Origin of the sequence: Agromyces sp. NPDC057865 (genome assembly GCF_042796995.1) — a bacterium.
Classification (GTDB): Bacteria; Actinomycetota; Actinomycetes; order Actinomycetales; family Microbacteriaceae; genus Agromyces.
Genome location: NZ_JBHVMJ010000001.1, coordinates 1,095,534 through 1,109,803, shown reverse-complemented (window position 1 = coordinate 1,109,803; position 14,270 = coordinate 1,095,534). Strand labels below are relative to the sequence as shown.

The window sequence follows — 14,270 nt, the reverse complement described above, 5'->3', positions numbered from 1 at the left end:
CCGATGCCGACGCCGGGCTGGGGAGGACGGGTTCAGGCGATCACGCCGATCACGCCGATCACGCCCGCCGGCGCACGACGAGCCAGGTCACGATCGCCGCCACGGCCGCGAGCAGCACGCCGCCGACGATCCAGAGCGCGTCGGTCGGTGCGGCCGAGGCCGCCTCTGTGGACTCCTCCGGCGCGCCGGACTCGTCGGCCGGCGTCGAGGCCCCGGGCGCGGCGGCCGACGTGCCGCCGCAGGCTCCCGGCTCATCGGATCCCTCCGCGAGCGCGATGCCGTCGACCGGCTGCCACGTGAACGCCCACGTGCCCGAGATCGGGTGGCCGTCGGTCGAGACCACGCGCCACGTCACGGTGTACACGCCGGGCTCGCCCAGCTGCGTCTGCGTCGTGGCGACGGGCCCGTCGACCACGGCGCATCCGTCGCCGTAGTACTTGCCGTCGGGGCCCTGCACCTGGATGACCGAGCCGCCCTCGACGTCGAGCAGGGCCTCGTTCGTCTCGAGCGAGACCGTGCCGGGCTGGGCCGTCACGACGGCATCCTTGGCGGGCGTCGTCGCCACGACGTAGTTGTGCGCCGAGGCCGACAGGGCCGGCAGTAGGGCGAGCGCCGCGGATGCCGCGACCACCGCCGCGAGACGGCCGAACCGCGCCGCGACGCGCCGTCGGGATGCCGCGCGCCCCGCCGCCGAACGCGCCGAGGACATCACGCCCCCGACCGCGGACGGCGCGCGGCGAGCGCGAGCACGATGCCGACGACGCCGACCACCAGGCCGCCGATGCCGAGCACGCGCGCGACCGTGTCGGAGTCGTCGGACGTCGCGGCGGTCTCCTCGGCGCCCTCGGCGTGGCCGTCGCCGTGCTCGTCGGATGCCGCCTCCTCGGTCGCGGCGCCGTGGCCGTGCCCGTCGCCCGTCGCCTCGGTCACGACGATGACGGGCGCGGGGCTCTCGGGCTCCTCCTCGCCCTCCTCGGCGACCTGGTTCCAGTTGGTCTCGCCGACCTCGCAGGACTGCAGCACGGGGAAGGCGAGCGTCTCGCCGGCCGCGTCCTCGGGCAGCTGGAGCGAGAGCTCGATGGTGTCGCGGTAGCCGTCCTGCACCGGCGTGATCGCGGTGTAGACGACCTGCGAGGTGCGGTCGCCGTCGGCGACCTTCTCGATCGTGTAGTTCGGGTTGAGCGTCGGCGAGACACTGGCGATCGACTCGGGGATGTCGATCGCGATCGCCGTGGTCGGCGACCCTTCGCAGCCGTGGCTGAACGCGAACGTCAGCACGGTGTAGCTGCCTGCGGCGGTGCCGCTCGGCGTGACGGTGACGTGGGCGCTGGCGGCGAGCGGAACTGCCGCGAGTGCGAGGACGGCGCCGCCGGCGAGGCCGGCGAGGGAGAGGCGTGCGATGCGCATGATGGGATGCTTTCGTGTTCGGTGCGGACGCGCGCGTATGCGCGAGCGCCAGCAAGGAAGAAGAGGTGAGAAGCGTCGGCCGCGTCAGGACGCGGCGAGGACGCTCGGAGGACCTCTCGACCAGAGCCCCGAGACGAGCAGGCGCCCGGCGAAGTGGGGACGCGGCGCATCGGCGGGCAGCGAGAACACCGTCGCGACCACCGGCGCCGGGATCGACGTGAGCCGTCGCACGAACACGCGGAGCGCGCGGCCGACGGCGTCGAAGACGCGGTCGCCCACGACGAGCACCGCGAGGGTGAGCACGGCGGCCCCGAGGTGCGCCACCGGCATCCAGGCGTTCCCATGATCGACGGATGCCCCGGGCACGCTCAGGTGCGCGGTCCCATGCCCGCTCCGCATCGAGCGGGTGGCGGGCTCGCCGATGGCGTACGTGAGGTGCAGGACACCTTGGGCGATGAGCGCGGAGACGGCGGTGCGGAGCACCCTCGCCCGGGCACCGGAGAGCGCCATCGCGAGCGGCGCGGAGAACGCGAGCGCGACCGCGAGGGCGACGGGTCCGGGGGGTGCACCGCCGCCGATGGTGTGCGCGAGCGAGGCCACGAACGTCGCGAAGACGGCCACGGCCGTTCCGCGTGCGACTCGTGCGCCCCGGGAGATCACCCGATCAGCCTAACCGGCCCGGCCGATCGGGAACGGAGACCGATCGGGAACGGGAACGGCCCCGGGCTTGTGCCCGGGGCCGTCTCCGTCATGCGTGTCGACTCAGCCGACGTTGATCACGAACGAGCTGGTCGTGCCGAGCGGCGTCGTGATGCCGAACCGGGTCGGTCCGCTGGTGCCCGCGGGCACCTGGAACGTCACCGTCGACTTGCCCACCTCGTCGACCGTCGGCGTGTAGGCGCGATCGACCGTGCCGGTCGCGATCGTCGACCCGCCGAACGTCACCGCGACCGTGTTGGCCGGCGGCTCCGTACGCGTGAACTCGAGCGACGAGAGGTTGACCGTCACCGTCTCACCGACGGCGTAGGTGCCGTCGCCCTGCACGACCACGCCGACGGCTCGCTGCTTGAGGTCCGGCGTGATCGTGTCGAAGGCCTCGAAGTAGTCCACCATCGACTCGAGGTCGACCTTGCCGCTGTCGGCCTTGTTCGTGCCCGTGTTCAGGGTGAGGAAGTTGTCTCCACCCGTCGCGAGGAACGAGTTCACGCCGACCGAGTAGGTCGCGGCGGGATCGATCGCGGCGCCGTTCAGGAACATCTCGGTGATGTGCTGACCAGTCGGTGCGCTGGGGTTGTAGGTGTACGTGAACTCCTTGTTCACCCCGAGCTTGAGGAACGGACGCGACGCGCCTGCCGGCTGCCACTGCTCCTCGAGCACCTGCTTGATCTTCGCACCCGTGAGGTTCATGGTCACGAGCGTGTTGGCGAACGGCTGCACGTCGGCCGCCTCCCGGTACGTGACCTCGCCCGAGGCCAGGTCGGCGCGCAGGCCGCCCGGGTTCATGAACGCGATGTCCACGTCACGCGTGCCGTCCTCGTTGAGCGACCAGAGCTGCACGTCGGCCACGAGGTTGCCGAGGGTGGACTCGCCGCCTCGGTTCTCGGGGAACGACGGTGCGCCGACCGGGTTCAACGCCACGGCGCGACCGAAGTCCGCGTTCGCGGTGCCGAGCACGACGTTGCCGAGCTCGTTGGCCTTCGCCACCGCCGCGTCGACGATCGGCTTGACGGCCGGGTCATCGGGGTACAGCGCCGTCGTGCCGTCCATCAGGTTGAAGGTGTCGTTCTTCATCGTGAAGGTCTTGGTCGACTTGTTGTACTGGATGTCCATGACCGAGAACCGCTCGCCGTACTGACCGCTCGAGATCACCGGCATCGGCGCGTGCTTGAATGCCGCGGAGTCCGCTTCGGTGATCACGTGGTTGTACGCCAGGTGGGTGTGACCCGAGACGATCGCGTCGATGTTCTTGTTCGCACCGAGCACGATCTTGCCGAAGCGCGACTGAGCGTCGAGCGCCGACGACTTGGCGGTCGTCGCTGCACCCTCGTGCACGAGGAGCACCACGATGTCGGCCTCGCCGTTCTGCTTCTTGCCGTCGCTCAGCTGGTCCGCCACGCGGTTCGCCGCCTCGACCGGGGAGCCCACATCGATGCCCGCGATACCGCCCGGGCTGACCAGCGAGGGCAGCTCGTCGGTGACCGCACCGACGAAGCCGATGGTCACGCCGTCGAACGTCCGGGTGTAGTACTCGGGCAGGGCGGGCGTCTTGGTGCCCTTCTGATAGATGTTGGCGCCGAGGTACTCCCAGTTCGCCAGCGGCATCACCCGGTCGGTGAGGTCGGCGAAGCCCTGGTCGAACTCGTGGTTGCCCACGGAGCTGACGTCGAGCCCGGCCGCGTTCAGCGCGTCGATCGTCGGCACGTCCTTCTGGATGAAGGAGGTGAACGTCGAGGCGCCGATCATGTCACCGGCGGCGGCGAAGACCGTGTTGGGGTTGCCCGCGCGGATCTGCTTCACGGCGGTCGACAGGGCCGCGATGCCGCCCGACGGGGTGGCCTGCTCGATGCGCCCGTGGAAGTCGTTCACCGTCACGAGGTCGATGTCGACCGTGCCGGGGACCTTCTCGGATCCGACGCCCACGAGGATCGGGTCGTGGTCGCTCGAGCGGAACGGGTTGCTCGCGTCAGCGGCGGGGCCCGGGTACTCACGGCCCGACCACTCGGGCGAGTTGATCGACCAGACGCCGACACCGGTCACGCGGTCGGCCGCAGCCGGCGACGCGATCACGTGGTCGAGCGAGCCGAGCTCGCCGTCGAACGTGTAGGTGTACTGGCCGCGCGCCTTGGTGAACAGGAGGTCGCTCCAGCCCGCGTCGGTGAAGACCTTGATCGGGTCCTCCTTGGCGTACGAGTTGAAGTCGCCCACGAGGTACACGGCGTTCTTGCGACCGTCGGAGAGGCCGTTCGCGAACTTCAGGAGCGACTGCGCCTGCTCCACCCGCTCGTCGTTGAAGGCGTCCTGACCCGCCTGCGGTGTCGGGTCGGTGCCGCTCTTCGACTTGAAGTGGTTGGCCACGACGGTCACGAACGACTTGCCGTACTTGAACGTCTGGGCGATCGGCTCGCGCGCGATGTCCCACACGGTCTCGTCGATGATCGTCTGCGCCTCACCCGACGGCTTCACGACGGCGGGCTTGAAGATGATCGCGTTCGTGATGACGTCGGTGATCGCGGCGTCCTTCAGGGCGTCGGGCGTGCGGACGTAGTCCCACACCTTTGAACCCGCAGCTGTGTTGAGCCCCGCGACGAGGTCGGCGAGCGCCTCGTCGGCCGTCTCCCCGAGCTTCACGGAGTTCTCGATCTCCTGGAGCGCGACGACGTCGGCGCCCAGCGCGTTGATCGCGTTGACGATCTTCGCCTTCTGGATCGCGAACTGCTCGGCCGTGGCCGCGCCACGCGCGTCGGGGTTCTGCGACGTGAGCGTCGTGAAGTAGTTCAGCACGTTGAACGCCGCGACCTTGATGTCGCCGCCGACCTGCGGAACGGTGGCCGGACGCGGGTTGCCCGTGGTGAACGTCGGCTTGAGGTTCGCCGGGCTCGCGTCGTTGATCGGCAGCGGCGGCTGCACGCGCCAGTTGTTGAAGTCGAAGCTGAGCACGCCGCCACCCGCCGGGAAGGTCACGTTGTCGCCGTTGCGGACGACGGTGTCCTTCGTGAGGTACGGCTGTTCGCCCGGGTGCGCTGCGTTGTCGGTGCGGATGCTGTAGCCGTCGTCGAGCAGCAGTCGGGCGTTGTTGTTCGCGGTCGTGATGTTGTTCGCGGCCGTGGTGCCGGGCACCGCGGTCTCGAATGCCTCGACCGGCATGGCGCTGCCGGCGCTCGTCCACAGCTCGCCGAAGTTCTGCGCGTTGTGCGTCGAGACGAGCTTGTACGTGCCGGTCGGCCGCACGAGCATGCCCTCGAACGCCTCACGCGCGCTGCCGAGCACGGTGGCGGCGAGGTTGGTGGGCGTCACGCCGTTGGCCCCGGCCTGCACGAGCTCCACCGAGGCGGCGGCGCCGGAGGCGTTGATGCGGGTGACGGTGAAGTTCTCCTGCGCGATGCCGGTGACCCGGATCAGGTCGCCGATCGCGAACGAGGGCGTCGACTTGCCGTTCAGCCAGACGAAGACGCCGTCGGATGCACCGGGCGTGGTGTCGGGTCCGGGCGTCTGGATGTAGACGCCCGCGTAGCCGCCGACGCGGTGGTCGGCGGTCACGACGCCCTCGACCGTCACGGTCTGCCCGACGAGGGGCGTCGCGGCCCCCGTGCCCTGCACCTGGGCGATCGTATTCGTGACGGGTACGGCGTATGCCGGTGGTGCGGCGAGGACTCCCGCCACGACGGCGCCGGCCGCGGCGACCGCCACGGCTGACAGGCGTTGAACAGTACTGCGACGTGGCATGACTCTCCTCTGGTCCCCTACCTCTGGGTGCACCTGCGGAGCCTGGGCTCGACGACGTTGTCGGCGCAGGTCGGGTTCGCAGGGAGCACTGGTCCGTAGCCTAGGCACCGCCTCCGACGCTGCCAAGGGGTTTCCGTTGCTTCGTACGCCCGTTTTCACGCGGTGTTCACGGATCGCGCGCAGATGTGCGCCGTCGGCCCCGAACCCTGCTCGGATGAGCACGGTCCGGGCCGCGGCTACGCTGGGACGACCATGCTCACCGCCGTCTTCTCGCTCGCCGGAGCGCTCGTCTTCGGCGCGGCCGACTTCCTCGGCGGACTCGCGGCGAAGCGCGTGAGCTCCATCCTCGTCACGGCCGTCGCCTCGCTGACCGGCTTCGTGCTGCTGCTCGCGGCGCTCCCGTTCCTCGGCGGCACCTGGCTGCCGGGCGACCTGCTCTGGAGCGTGCTGTCGGGCATCGCGGGCGCGATCGCGATCTCGCTGCTCTACGCGTGTCTCGCGATCGGCCCGATGAGCATCCTCTCCCCGCTCACCGCGCTCGTGTCCGCCGTCGTGCCGATGGTGTGGGGCCTCGTCGTCGGCGGCGAGCGGTTCGCCACCCTCGGCTACTGGGCGCTCGGACTGGCGCTCGTCGCGGTCGTGCTCGTCGGCTTCGTGCCCGAGCGCGGCGCCGTGCGACCGAGCCTGCGCGGCATCCTGATGGCCATCGGCTCGGGCATCGCGATCGGCACCTTCTTCATCACGATCGACCAGACCTCGGAGCAGAGCGGCGTGCTGCCGCTCGTCGTCAACCGCGTCGTGAACGCGGTCATCATGTTCGCGTGCTCGGCGTGCTGGCGCTCGTCGGCGTCGCCCGTCGTCACCGGCACGACGAGCCCTGGGCCGAGCGGATGCCCCAGCGCTCGTCGGTCGGCGCCGCCGTCGCGCCCGTGCGCAGCACGACCGCGCTCGGCGTGCAGCTGGCGATCGCGTGCGGCACCGTCGACGTCGTGGCGAACGGACTGCTCCTCGTCGGCATCCGCGCGGGCGACCTCTCGGTGGCGGCGGTGCTCGGCGCGATGTACCCGGCGGGCACGATCCTGCTCGCCGCGCTCGTGCTCAAGGAGCGCATCGCACCCGTGCAGTGGGTCGGGCTCGTGCTCGCGCTGACCGCCGCGGGGATGCTCGCGGTCGCGTAGTCGCTCGCCCGCGGGTTGAGGAGCCCGCGCAGCGGGCGTCTCGAAACCCGCCTGTGGAAACGGGGTTTCGAGACGCGTCCGGCTTCGCCGGGCGCTCCTCAACCCGCGGAACGCTAGAGCCGCACGACCTCGGTCACGCGCACGACCGCGGCGCCCTCCTCCGCGGACGCCTCGAGGTCGACCTCGGCGCGGATGCGCCAGTCGTGGTCGCCCGCGGGGTCGTCGATCACCTGCTCGACGCGCCACAGGCCGCTCGCGGCATCCGATTCGTCGATCGTGACGAGCCGCGGCGAGCGCGCCGGGCCGCCCGTGAGGATCTCGTCGTGCTCGCCGTAGTAGCGGTCGAGCGCGTCGGGCCAGCCGACGTCGGGGTCGAGCTCGGCGAGCTCCTCGTCGCGCTCGAGCGCCGCGAGCTGCACGCGCCGGAACAGCTCGTTGCGCACGAGCACGGTGAACGCGCGGCGGTTGGTGACCACCGATGGCGGCGCGGGCGGCACGACGGACTGCTCGTCCTCGGGAAGGTGCGACGACGGGTCGACGAGCTCCGCCCACTCGTCGACGAGGCTCGAGTCGACCTGCCGCACGAGCTCGCCGAGCCACTCGATGATGTCGAGCAGCTCCTCGTCCTTCGCGTCGCTCGGCACGGTCTGGCGGATCGCGCGGAACGCGTCGGACAGGTACCGCAGCACCAGCCCCTCGCTGCGCTGCAGCTGGTAGAAGGAGACGTACTCCCCGAACGACATGCTGCGCTCGAACATGTCGCGGACCACCGACTTCGGCGAGAGCTCGAAGTCGCGCACCCACGGCTGGCTCGACGCGAACGTCTCGAACGTGACGTCGAGCAGCTCGTCGAGCGGCTTCGGCCAGGTCACCTCCTCGAGCAGCGCCATGCGCTCGTCGTACTCGATGCCGTCGCGCTTCATCGCGGCCACCGCCTCGCCGCGCGCCTTGTACTGCTGCTGCGAGAGGATCGGCCGCGGGTCGTCGAGCGTGGACTCGATGATCGACACGACGTCGAGCGCGTAGTGGCCCGTGCCGACCCCGCCGTCCGCTGAGCCCGTCGAGGTCCCTGAGCCCGTCGAAGGGGCGGGGTCGAGCAGCTCGATCGCCGCGAGCGCGAACGGCGACAGCGGCTGGTTGAGCGCGAAGTTCGGCTGCAGGTCGACCGTGAGGCGCAGGTCGGCGAGGCGCCCGGGCGCGGACGGCTCGAGGATCTCGACCACGCCGGCGACCTTCAGCGTGCGTAGGATCTCGAGCGCGCGACGCGCCAGCTCGTACTGCCGGGCCCGCGACTGGTGATTGTCGAAGACGAGCGAGCGGATGCCGCCGACGACGTCGCCGCCCCGCCCGATCACGTTGATCAGCATCGCCGCCGTCAGCTGCAGCTGCGGCACGAGCGCCTCGGGCTCCGCGCCGACGAGTCGCTCGAACGAGCCCTCGCCCCAGGTCACGAACCCCGCCGGCGCCTTCTTGCGCACGACCTTCTTGAGCTTCTTCGGGTCGTCGCCCGCCTTGCGGATCGCGACCTCGTTCTCGATCTCATGGTCGGGCGCGAGCACGACGACGGTGCCGGCCGTGTCGTAGCCGGCCCGTCCCGCGCGCCCCGCGATCTGGTGGAACTCGCGGGCGCTGAGCTGCCGCATCCGCTGGCCGTCGTACTTCGACAGCGCCGTGATGAGCACCGTGCGGATCGGCACGTTGATGCCGACGCCGAGCGTGTCGGTGCCGCAGATGACCCGAAGCAGCCCGCGCTGCGCGAGCGTCTCGACGAGTCGGCGGTAGCGCGGCAGCATGCCGGCGTGGTGCACGCCGATGCCGGCCCGCACGAGCCGCGACAGCGTCTTGCCGAACCCGGTCGTGAACCGGAACCCGCCGATCGCCTCGGCGATCTCGTCGCGCTGCTCCCTCGTCACGACGCGGATGGAGGACAGCGCCTGCGCGCGCTCCATCGCCGCGGCCTGCGAGAAGTGCACGATGTAGACGGGCGCGAGCCGGGTCTCGAGCAGCTCCTCGACGGTCTCCTGCACGGGCGTCTTCGCGTACGAGAAATGCAGCGGCACCGGGCGGTCGACGCCCGTGACCCGGGCGGTGTCGCGGCCCGTGCGGCGCGCGAGGTCGTCGGCGATCGCGGTGACGTCGCCGAGCGTGGCCGACATGAGCACGAACTGCACGCGCGGCAGGGTGATGAGCGGCACCTGCCACGCCCAGCCGCGCTCGGGGTCGCCGTAGTAGTGGAACTCGTCCATGACGACCTGGTCGACGTCGGCTTCGGCGCCGTGCCGGAGGGCGAGGTTCGCGAGGATCTCCGCCGTGCAGCAGATGATCGGGGCATCCGGGTTGACCGAGCTGTCGCCCGTGACCATGCCCACGTGCTGCGCGCCGAAGATCTCGACGAGCTGGAAGAACTTCTCGCTCACGAGCGCCTTGATCGGCGCCGTGTAGTAGCTGCGCCCGCCTCGGGCGACGGATGCCGCGTGCGCCGCGACCGCGACGAGCGACTTGCCCGTGCCGGTCGGGGTCGACAGGATCACGTTCGCACCCGAGACGATCTCGATGATCGCCTCGTCCTGCGCGGGATAGAGGGAGAAGCCCCGTCCGGCGGCCCACTCCACGAACGCGTCGTACATCGCGTCGGCGTCGTACGGGCGCGGGGCGAGGTCGAGGAGCGGCGCGGTCACCCGTCCGAGTCTGTCATGCGGTGGGGCGCGGGCGTGCCGCGGTACCCCGGCGCCGACGGCCAGCCGTCGCGGGTCAGGCCTGCGGTGCGTACGCGGTGCTCAGCCGTCCGAGCGTGTCGCGGTCGGCGTCGTCGAGCGCTGTGGTCGCGTCGGCGACGATGATCTCGGGCCCGCGCGACGGCGACCAGGCGATGGTGCCGTGCTCGAAGCATCCGCTCATCGCACCCGTCGTCGGGTCGACGATCACGTCGGCGACCGGCACGCCCAGGCTCGAGCGCTCCCAGCCGAGCAGCGCCCAGATGTCGCGCACCATGCCGTGCACGATGGCCGCGCCGTGGCGGGCCGTCCAGTAGACCGAGCCGCCCTCGAAGTGCGCGAAGCCGCCGGCGTCGCCGGTCGGACCGTCGAGCCGCTGCTCGTCGGTCGTGGGCAGCCCGAGGAACGATCGCTCGCCGCCGACCGCCTGCCAGCGCTCGGCGATCTCGCCGTGCACCTCGTGCGCGCCGGTGCGCTCCGACCAGTACACCGTGCCGTGCTCGTAGCCGCGGCGGTACACGTCGGCCTCACCGACCTGCGTGTGCAGCGTCACGGCCTCGCCGAGCCACGGGTGCTCGGCGCGCTTCGCGCTGATGGCGGGCACCGCGATCAGCAGCCGGTTGGACGGGTCGTACCGGACTGCGGTGCGGAAGTCGGTCCAGCTCACCGCGCGGTCGAGCCGCTTCGGCAGCAGGGCGGCGTGCGCCGGGCGGGCCTGGGTGAGGCGCGCGGCTCGCGTCGTGTGGTCCATGGGTGCTCCGCTCGTCGGGCCGTGCGTGTGCCGGCTGGTCTGGGCTGGTGATCGGGTGGTCCCGGCGATTCCGGGGAGAAAGGGGGGAGCCGGTCCCACCCGGTCCGGGACCAGGTGCTGACCGGCTCTCCGGCCGCCGTCCGTGGTGACAGTTCCCCCTGCGGTCCACGGCTCGACGACCGGTTCCCACGCTACGGACGCCTCGAAGGGCGGGCATCAGGGATATCACTGAACCTCGCGCTCGCCCGGATTCGCTCGCCCGGTTTCGCTGACCGATCTCTCGATGGCGGACGGGAGTACCTCTCCGCAGAATCGGTGGATTCGTGGACTTCTCGACATGCGGACTTGTCGCCCTATCGCCTCGTCGAAAAATCGACGAGTTGACTCGTCGCCTCGTCGCCCAGTCAACTCGTCGCCCAGTCGATTTGTCGCCCGGTCGATTTGTCGCCCAGTCGAATTGTCGCCCGGTCGATTTGTCGCCCAGTCGAATTGTCGCCCAGTCGATCGATCTACCGATTCTGCGGAGAGAAGGTCGGGCAGTGCCGCGCCGCCGGTCGAGGGCGCGAGGCGGTCGAGTCAGGCGGCGGATGCCGCGGCGTCGATCGCGTCGTGCGCGAGCGCCGTCGCCGACGCGACGAGCACCGCACGGCGTCGCGCCGCGCGGTCGGGCCCGCCGTCGACGAGGAACGCGTCGAGGTGCCCGAGCACCGGCCACGCGTTCACGAGCGAGACGATCGTGAGCAGGAGCTCGCCGGCCGCCTCGCGGCCGACGCCGGGCAGCAGCTCGCGGAACCGCTCGACCTTCTGGGCGTGGTACTCCGCGCGCGCCGCGTCGGCCGCCGTCGCCGCGCCGCGCTCGAGCCCCTCCCAGAAGACCAATCGCGGGATGACGCCGTCGGCGAGGTGGTGGTCGAACAGCCGGCCGGCGTAGTCGCCCACCGCGTCGGCGCCGACGCCGCGCATCGGCACCTCGTCCATCGACGTGCGCAGGCGGGCGGCGAGGACGGCCGCGAAGAGGTCGTCCTTCTTGCCGAAGTACTGGTAGATCCGCTCCTTGTTCACGCCCGCGGCCGCGGCGATGCGATCGACGCGGGCGCCGGCGAGTCCGTGCTCGCTGAACTCGGCCGTCGCGGCATCCAGCAGCAGTCGCTTCGTGCGCTCGGTGTCCCAGGCCATTCGGCAAGTGTAGCAATCTCCAACCGAACAGTTGCGATTTCGCACGCGGCGTGGTTCAATTACAACCGTTCAGTTGGAAATGACCACAGGAGTCGATATGACCACCGCCCCCACCCCCGTCGTCGAGGCCGCAGCATCCGAGGCAGCCGCACCCGCCGCCGCAACGCCGGCCGCCGCCGCAGCGCACGCCCCACTCCCCGCCCCGCCGTCGGTGCACGTGCGCGCCGTGATCACGTGGCTGGCGATCTTCCCGCTCGTCGCCGTCGGCATGCTGCTCATCGCGCCGATCGCGGAGTCGTGGCATCCGGTGCTGCGCGCCTTCGTGCTCACCCTCGTCGTCGTGCCGCTCGCGGTCTACCTCGTCGTGCCGCAGCTCATGCGCGCGTACGGTGCGCTGCGCCGCCGCCGCGCCCCGCGTTCGGGGGATGGCGCTTGATCCGGCGATCCGCCGACCACTAGCGTGCGGTCAGGCGACGCGCCCGACGTCGCCCGACGCAGGAGGACCAGATGCTCATCGCCCCGGCCAAGGGCTCCGAGTCGGCGAGCCGACCCGATCCCGGCACCTTCGACGCCGCACTCGTGGTGGTGCACGGCATGGGCAACGCCTTCAAGAGCCAGATCCTCCTCGAATGGGCCGAGCCGCTGCTCGAGCGCATGGACTGGGTCGCCCGCGACCGCATCATCGGGGCGAACGCGACGCACGGCGTGACGATCCACGACTCCGACCTCTCGGGCGACAGCCCGATCGTCACGGCAACGGTCCGGTTCCCGAAGCGACGCGACCCCGACGCACCGGATGCCCCGGTCGAGACCGTCGAGCGGAAGATCGCGATCCTCGAGGCCAGGTGGTCGGAGTCGTTCGTGCCCATGACGCGGGCGCAGGTGTTCCGCTGGGCGGTGCCGTTCATGTGGCGGGCGATCAGGCGCACGCTGAGCCTGTTCTGGAACACCATGGTCGTGCTGTCGTGGCTGACCCTCGGGCACCACCTGCGCGCCCCGCGCAACACCCTCCTGCTCCCCCGCTGGCTCAACCTCATCGTCGACCTGATCCGAGTCATCGTGTCGACGATCGCGTTCCTCGTCGTCTGGACGTTCCTCGTCGTGGTCGGCGTGGTGCTGACGCCGATCCTGCCACTGCTCAGCCCGCTGCTGCTCATCCCGTGGTTCAAGAACGTCGCGCAGGGCGTGCTCGACCAGCTCGTCGAGTCGATCGGCGACGTCGCCACGTGGAAGGAGCGTCCCGTGCGGGCGTCCGCCATGCGGCTCGTCGTGCGCGACGCGCTCACGCGGGCGAAGGAGCTCGTCGGCGACGACGGTGACGTGCACCTCTTCGCGCACTCGCAGGGTGCGGCGGTGGCGACCTTCGCGTTGTTCGAGGAGCTCGATCCCGCCGAGCTCAACGTGCGCCGGCTCACGACCGTCGGTGCAGCGGTGGTGCTGCTCGGCCGCGAGAAGTGGCAGGGCCGCAAGGACACCTACACGCCCGTCAAGACCTGGATCGAGCGGAACGCGGCGAACAAGCTCGAGGGCAAGCCGCACGTCGCCTGGTCGAACCACTGGGCGATCTGGGACCCGTTCTCGGCCGGCCCGATCACCGACACGAAGGATGCCGCGCGCAAGCGCTGGCAGGCCGCGTACTTCCCGTCCGCCGCGACGCTCGCCCTCGGCCCCGAGGAGCATGCCGTGCACAACACGAGCCAGCCCTGGCTCGACCACGGCGTCTACTACGCGAACACCGTGCAGGTCGTCGAGCCGACCGTGCGGCACCTGCTCGGCGACGAGTTCCCGCCAGTGCCTCAGCCGGTGGAGTACATCCGCAACCGCCTCGTCGTGATCGACAAGAAGTCGCTCGGCCTCTCGACCATCGCGGCGTTCCTGATCGCGGCGATCCTGCCCGGCCTCTCGGGTGCGTCCGTCGCCTTCGCCTGGCTCATCCAGACCGTCGCCGACGCGATCGGATGGGTGATCTCGCTCGTCCCCGGGCTCGACGGCTCGGGCGCTTCGGCGTCCGTCGGGTTCCTGATCGACCAGGGCAGCACGCCGCCGCGGCTCTCGACGATCGGCTGGATCGTCGCATCGGCGCTCGTCGCGGCCCTCCTCGTCTGGCTCAACCAGCTCATGCAGAAGCAGACCGAGCGCTCGATCGTGTGGGACCGCTGCCCGCTCGACGTACGCACCTGGCTCGTGCTCACAGCGATCCCGCGTGCCCTCTACGTCCTCGCCGCCGCCGTGGTCGTGTGGTTCGCCATCCTCGACTGGTGGGAGCCCCAGCCCAGCACGGGCTGGCTGGTCGTGAGCGGGGTCGTCCTCGCGGCGATCGCCGGCTTCGTCATCGTCGAGCCCCGGTTCTCGCCGGCGCCGCGGATCGTGCCCGAGCAGGAGAGCCTCGAGGCGGCGCCGCGAATCGTGCCGCCGCCCGAGCCGATGCGCCTCGGCATCGCGATCGCGAGCGAGGAGTACCGCCGCGAGCTCGCGACCCGGCGCGCCAACCTGCAGCCCGAGGGCGCATGGGCGACGTGGTGGGCGAAGCACTTCCACGGCTGGACCCCAGACGCGACGCCCGCGGCATCCGACACGACCGTGATCTGACACCGCAGGGCG

At 70.9% G+C, this 14,270-nt stretch carries 11 protein-coding genes; 3 read left to right on the top strand and 8 right to left on the bottom strand.

Annotation, left to right across the window (positions count from 1 at the left end):
* Positions 1–58: 58 nt before the first annotated feature.
* The 5 genes from ACFVN5_RS05180 to ACFVN5_RS05160 all read right to left on the bottom strand — a co-directional run bounded on the left by ACFVN5_RS05180 (position 59) and on the right by ACFVN5_RS05160 (position 6,665).
* On the bottom strand, positions 59–709 hold the full coding sequence (locus tag ACFVN5_RS05180) for a copper resistance protein CopC (protein ID WP_376953720.1): 651 nt from the start codon (positions 707–709) through the stop codon (positions 59–61).
* Positions 709–1,407, bottom strand: coding sequence for a YcnI family protein (locus tag ACFVN5_RS05175; protein ID WP_376953719.1), 699 nt, complete (start codon positions 1,405–1,407; stop codon positions 709–711). Before ACFVN5_RS05175 ends, ACFVN5_RS05180 begins: the two co-directional genes overlap by 1 nt.
* Positions 1,408–1,491: 84 nt before the next feature.
* Positions 1,492–2,067 (bottom strand): hypothetical protein, encoded by a 576-nt coding sequence (locus ACFVN5_RS05170; RefSeq protein ID WP_376953718.1) that lies wholly within the window; start codon positions 2,065–2,067, stop codon positions 1,492–1,494.
* A 102-nt stretch (positions 2,068–2,169) separates the two neighbouring features.
* On the bottom strand, positions 2,170–5,850 hold the full coding sequence (locus tag ACFVN5_RS05165) for an ExeM/NucH family extracellular endonuclease (RefSeq protein WP_376953717.1): 3,681 nt from the start codon (positions 5,848–5,850) through the stop codon (positions 2,170–2,172).
* 605 nt (positions 5,851–6,455) lie between these two features.
* Entirely contained in the window at positions 6,456–6,665 is a 210-nt protein-coding gene (locus ACFVN5_RS05160) for a hypothetical protein (RefSeq protein ID WP_376953716.1), read from the bottom strand.
* Positions 6,666–6,740: 75 nt separating this feature from the next.
* Between ACFVN5_RS05160 and ACFVN5_RS05155 the strand changes: the two genes are divergently transcribed.
* On the top strand, positions 6,741–7,028 hold the full coding sequence (locus tag ACFVN5_RS05155; RefSeq protein WP_376954321.1) for an EamA family transporter: 288 nt from the start codon (positions 6,741–6,743) through the stop codon (positions 7,026–7,028).
* A 113-nt stretch (positions 7,029–7,141) separates the two neighbouring features.
* Here ACFVN5_RS05155 and ACFVN5_RS05150 read toward each other — a convergent pair whose 3' ends face one another.
* The 3 genes from ACFVN5_RS05150 to ACFVN5_RS05140 form a co-directional block, all read right to left on the bottom strand.
* On the bottom strand, positions 7,142–9,655 hold the full coding sequence (locus tag ACFVN5_RS05150; RefSeq protein WP_376954320.1) for a DEAD/DEAH box helicase: 2,514 nt from the start codon (positions 9,653–9,655) through the stop codon (positions 7,142–7,144).
* Positions 9,656–9,779: 124 nt separating this feature from the next.
* The gene (locus ACFVN5_RS05145; protein WP_376953715.1) at positions 9,780–10,493 is read right to left on the bottom strand and encodes an LGFP repeat-containing protein; all 714 of its coding nucleotides are present in this window, start codon (positions 10,491–10,493) and stop codon (positions 9,780–9,782) included.
* 576 nt (positions 10,494–11,069) lie between these two features.
* Entirely contained in the window at positions 11,070–11,669 is a 600-nt protein-coding gene (locus ACFVN5_RS05140; protein ID WP_376953713.1) for a TetR/AcrR family transcriptional regulator, read from the bottom strand.
* A 97-nt stretch (positions 11,670–11,766) separates the two neighbouring features.
* Between ACFVN5_RS05140 and ACFVN5_RS05135 the strand changes: the two genes are divergently transcribed.
* On the top strand, positions 11,767–12,105 hold the full coding sequence (locus ACFVN5_RS05135) for a hypothetical protein (protein ID WP_376953712.1): 339 nt from the start codon (positions 11,767–11,769) through the stop codon (positions 12,103–12,105).
* A gap of 71 nt (positions 12,106–12,176) precedes the next feature.
* The gene (locus ACFVN5_RS05130) at positions 12,177–14,258 is read left to right on the top strand and encodes a hypothetical protein (protein ID WP_376953711.1); all 2,082 of its coding nucleotides are present in this window, start codon (positions 12,177–12,179) and stop codon (positions 14,256–14,258) included.
* Positions 14,259–14,270: the final 12 nt, after the last annotated feature.

What these genes read in the sequence shown, in the direction of transcription:
- ACFVN5_RS05180 (WP_376953720.1), bottom strand. Translation starts at nt 709, where the DNA reads ATGTCCTCGGCGCGTTCGGCGGCGGGGCGCGCGGCATCCCGACGGCGC.
- ACFVN5_RS05175 (WP_376953719.1), bottom strand. Translation starts at nt 1,407, where the DNA reads ATGCGCATCGCACGCCTCTCCCTCGCCGGCCTCGCCGGCGGCGCCGTC.
- ACFVN5_RS05165 (WP_376953717.1), bottom strand. Translation starts at nt 5,850, where the DNA reads ATGCCACGTCGCAGTACTGTTCAACGCCTGTCAGCCGTGGCGGTCGCC.
- ACFVN5_RS05160 (WP_376953716.1), bottom strand. Translation starts at nt 6,665, where the DNA reads ATGATGACCGCGTTCACGACGCGGTTGACGACGAGCGGCAGCACGCCG.
- ACFVN5_RS05155 (WP_376954321.1), top strand. Translation starts at nt 6,741, where the DNA reads ATGCCCCAGCGCTCGTCGGTCGGCGCCGCCGTCGCGCCCGTGCGCAGC.
- ACFVN5_RS05150 (WP_376954320.1), bottom strand. Translation starts at nt 9,655, where the DNA reads ATGTACGACGCGTTCGTGGAGTGGGCCGCCGGACGGGGCTTCTCCCTC.
- ACFVN5_RS05145 (WP_376953715.1), bottom strand. Translation starts at nt 10,493, where the DNA reads ATGGACCACACGACGCGAGCCGCGCGCCTCACCCAGGCCCGCCCGGCG.
- ACFVN5_RS05140 (WP_376953713.1), bottom strand. Translation starts at nt 11,669, where the DNA reads ATGGCCTGGGACACCGAGCGCACGAAGCGACTGCTGCTGGATGCCGCG.
- ACFVN5_RS05135 (WP_376953712.1), top strand. Translation starts at nt 11,767, where the DNA reads ATGACCACCGCCCCCACCCCCGTCGTCGAGGCCGCAGCATCCGAGGCA.
- ACFVN5_RS05130 (WP_376953711.1), top strand. Translation starts at nt 12,177, where the DNA reads ATGCTCATCGCCCCGGCCAAGGGCTCCGAGTCGGCGAGCCGACCCGAT.